This window comes from Pseudoalteromonas sp. BSi20495 (assembly GCF_000241185.1).
Classification (GTDB): Bacteria; Pseudomonadota; Gammaproteobacteria; order Enterobacterales; family Alteromonadaceae; genus Pseudoalteromonas; species Pseudoalteromonas fuliginea.
Window position 1 is genome coordinate 1 of record NZ_BADY01000028.1, and the last position, 3,716, is coordinate 3,716.

The following is a 3,716-nucleotide window of genomic DNA, read 5'->3' on the forward strand; positions in this document are numbered from 1 at the left end:
TCTTTTTTATGTATTATAAATAGCAGAATAAATTCAAACTTAATTAAAATAACGGTACATTAATAAAAATATTAAGGCAATTTACTCTTTGTTGCTCGGTTTTTACTTATTCTTACATGGATGTAAGCCAGTAGCGCAGCGCAGGAGCCGTTACCGAGCCCACTAGGTTACAAACCTCACGCCGCAATTAAACAGCCCCTAGATTGAACAAATTTTAATCCTGAAAGGCCAACAAGCCCTAATCCACAGACTTTATTTTGTGATCGCACAGAAAGTAGCTCATAAGTTAAAATAATTTAATTTTACATATGGATGCCTTTATAAAGGAGTTCGGTTTATACTCTTTTTATTAAAAAGCTTTAGGGGTACTTAAATGGCCGACAATTTTCGCGTTATATTTGCTGGACTTGCTGATGGAATAGACAGTAACGCTGCATCTATCAACCTTGCAGATAAACTAAAAACCTCAGAAGAGAAAGTAGCTCTTTTTTTAAAGGAAAGCCACTGTTTGCACCGAGCCATAAAGACAAAGCACTAAAACAAGCCAAACTATTAGCTAGTTTGGGCATTAAAAGTAAGTTGCAGGCAGTTTCAAATGCAGCTAATACCTCAACTGAGCAACCTCAAAGCAGTCAACGTGATGAACGTATTTTTGATGCCCTTGATTACATCACCAGTAGCTTAATTCGCCTTGAAGAAAAACTCGAAGAACTTGAACAACGCTTACCAGAAGAGCAATCAAAAAACCCTGAAATAGATGAGGATGACGATTGGCAAGACGACGATTTATTGCTTGATGAAGAGTTAGTAAGCACACCTAAAAAACGCAGTAATGTGCTTTTATATTCTTTAATAGCAACAGCCGTGACGTTACTTATTATATTGGCTGTATATTTGGCATTTCCTAGCTTATTTTCTTTATAATTGCATAGTGAAAGCATCAAATGAATAATAACCGTGCGCAGATAAGAAAATCTATCCGTGAAATACGTAATAACTTGTCAAAAAATCAACAAAATTTAGCGGCGCAATCGCTATATATGAATTTTATTCAACATTTAAAAAGTAAAAAAACGAATAAAACAGAGCATATAGCAATCTACTTAAGTAATGATGGAGAACTAGATACCTCACTGTTAATTAAAGAGTTATGGAATCTAAATCACCACATTTACCTCCCAGTAATCCACCCCTTCAATGGGACTAATTTACTCTTTCAGCGCTATGAAAAAAACTCACCCATGAGGGCAAACCGCTATGGTATCTTTGAACCTAAGCTCAACTGCTCTCAAATATGCCCATTACCGGCGCTTGATTACCTCCTTATGCCGTTAGTTGCATTTGATAAACAAGGTAATCGCCTAGGAATGGGAGGCGGGTTTTATGATAGAACACTGGCGCGTTTACACGAACAAAATTGGCAAAAACCGCAACTTATTGGCTTAGCACATGAATGTCAAAAAGTAGACGTTTTACCCATTGAGTCGTGGGATGTACCACTTAAAACTATTATCACTCCAGATAAAACCTACTGCTGGTAACACGTTAACTTGTATACTAGCAGCATACTTTTGATATAGATGAGCACACATTAATGACACAAGATGAATTAAAAAAAGCAGCTGCCTGGGCTGCACTCGAGTTTGTAAAAAAAGACACCATAGTAGGCGTGGGTACAGGCTCAACGGTTAACCATTTTATTGATGCACTTGGCTCAGTAAAAGACACTATTGTAGGCGCTGTATCAAGCTCTGAAGCCTCTACCGTTCGTTTAAAAGAATTAGGTATTGAAGTATTTGAGCTCAATAACATTGATGTTTTGGATGTCTACGTTGATGGCGCTGATGAAATTAACGCTCAAAACGAAATGATTAAAGGTGGCGGTGCAGCCCTTACTCGCGAAAAAATAGTAGCGGCAGTTGCAAAACAGTTTGTGTGTATTGTTGATGACACAAAGCTGGTCGATACATTGGGCGACTTTCCGCTTCCGGTAGAAGTTATCCCTATGGCGCGCAGCTACGTTGCACGAGAATTATTAAAACTTGGTGGTGACCCTGTTTACCGTCAAGGTGTAGTTACCGATAATGGTAACGTTATATTAGATGTATTTAACTTAAAAATTACCAATGCCAAACAACTTGAAACACAAATAAATTCAATTGTTGGCGTAGTTACCAACGGCCTATTTGCGATGCGTGGTGCTGATAAAGTGATTATCGGCACTAAAAATGGGCCTCAAATTAAATAGGATGAGGTTATGAGTAAGGTATCGTTAGCAAAAGACAAAATTAAAATTCTCTTGCTTGAAGGTGTTCACCAAAGCGCTGTTGAAACGCTAAAACGTAACGGTTACAGCAACATCGATTACGTTAAAACATCCTTACCTGAGGACGAACTAAAAGAACGCATTAAAGATGTACACTTTGTAGGCCTTCGTTCTCGCACTCATATAAGCGAAGCGGTATTAGATGCCGCTGAAAAGCTCGTTGCAGTTGGTTGTTTTTGTATTGGCACAAACCAAGTTGACCTAGACAGCGCACGCGAACGTGGTATTGCTGTATTTAACGCACCGTTTTCTAACACTCGTTCTGTTGCTGAACTTGTACTTGGCGAAATTCTGCTTTTACTACGTGGTATTCCAGAGCGTAATGCAGCAGCTCATCGTGGTGGCTGGTTAAAAACAGCAAATGGTTCGTTTGAAGCACGTGGTAAAACATTAGGTATTATTGGCTACGGTCACATTGGTACTCAGCTGGGTATTATGGCTGAAAACATCGGTATGAACGTGGAGTTTTACGATATCGAAGATAAGTTATCACTGGGTAATGCAAAACAAGTTCATAACCTAACTCAGCTATTACAACGCTCTGATATTATTAGCTTACACGTACCAGAAACGCCGCAAACTAAAAACCTAATCGGCACAGCTGAACTTGCTGTTATGAAGCAGGGATCTATTTTGATCAACGCTTCTCGCGGAACTGTTGTTGATATTGATGCACTTGCAGAAGCGCTTACCGAGAAAAAGCTAAGTGGTGCAGCAATCGATGTGTTCCCTACTGAGCCTAAATCTAACGATGAAGAATTTGTATCTCCACTGCGTCAATTCGACAATGTTATTTTAACACCACACATTGGTGGTTCGACACAAGAAGCACAAGAGAATATTGGCATTGAAGTAGCAGGTAAACTGGCTAAATACTCAGATAACGGCTCAACCATTACTGCGGTTAACTTCCCCGAGGTATCGCTACCAGAGCTTGCTAATCGTAGCCGTTTATTACACGTGCACCACAATCGCCCTGGCGTACTAACGCAAATTAACCAAGCGTTTGCACAGCACGGTATTAATATTGCCGCGCAATATCTGCAAACAGATTCAGCAATTGGTTATGTTGTTATTGATGTAGATACTGATCACTCTGAAGTTGCACTTAAAGAGCTAAGCGCTGTTGAGGGTACAATTAGAGCACGTATTCTTCATTAATAATGAGATTGGCTCTTTGAGCAATAACTACAGTTTTATAAAAACACCGCACTTAATTTAAGCGCGGTGTTTTTTTATAAGCTGTGTATTTCTCATAAGTTACATGTGCGCGATGTAAAATCGCACCTACCGCTTGGATATATATATAATTTTGTAGGTGAGGTTTTATACCTCGCTGTTTAAACATTTAAGCGATAATACACAAGCGCGAAATAAATTCGCACCTACC

3 protein-coding genes and 1 pseudogene are annotated in these 3,716 nt (G+C 39.1%); all 4 read left to right on the plus strand.

The window, feature by feature from the left end:
* Positions 1-373 precede the first annotated feature (373 nt).
* The 4 genes and pseudogenes from P20495_RS20225 (at position 374) to serA (ending at position 3,487) form a co-directional block, all read left to right on the plus strand.
* Positions 374-924, plus strand: a pseudogene (locus P20495_RS20225) (hypothetical protein).
* 20 nt (positions 925-944) lie between these two features.
* Entirely contained in the window at positions 945-1,541 is a 597-nt protein-coding gene (locus P20495_RS15725; protein ID WP_008134523.1) for a 5-formyltetrahydrofolate cyclo-ligase, read from the plus strand.
* A gap of 53 nt (positions 1,542-1,594) precedes the next feature.
* Positions 1,595-2,248, plus strand: coding sequence for a ribose-5-phosphate isomerase RpiA (gene rpiA, locus P20495_RS15720; RefSeq protein ID WP_008134524.1), 654 nt, complete (start codon positions 1,595-1,597; stop codon positions 2,246-2,248).
* A gap of 9 nt (positions 2,249-2,257) precedes the next feature.
* A complete protein-coding gene (serA, locus tag P20495_RS15715; protein WP_007377804.1) occupies positions 2,258-3,487 on the plus strand; it encodes a phosphoglycerate dehydrogenase in 1,230 nt (409 codons plus the stop codon).
* The last annotated feature ends 229 nt before the right edge of the window (positions 3,488-3,716 follow it).

Coding starts and splice junctions, on each gene's coding strand:
- rpiA (WP_008134524.1), top strand. CDS start 1,595: ATGACACAAGATGAATTAAAAAAAGCAGCTGCCTGGGCTGCACTCGAG.
- serA (WP_007377804.1), top strand. CDS start 2,258: ATGAGTAAGGTATCGTTAGCAAAAGACAAAATTAAAATTCTCTTGCTT.
- P20495_RS15725 (WP_008134523.1), top strand. CDS start 945: ATGAATAATAACCGTGCGCAGATAAGAAAATCTATCCGTGAAATACGT.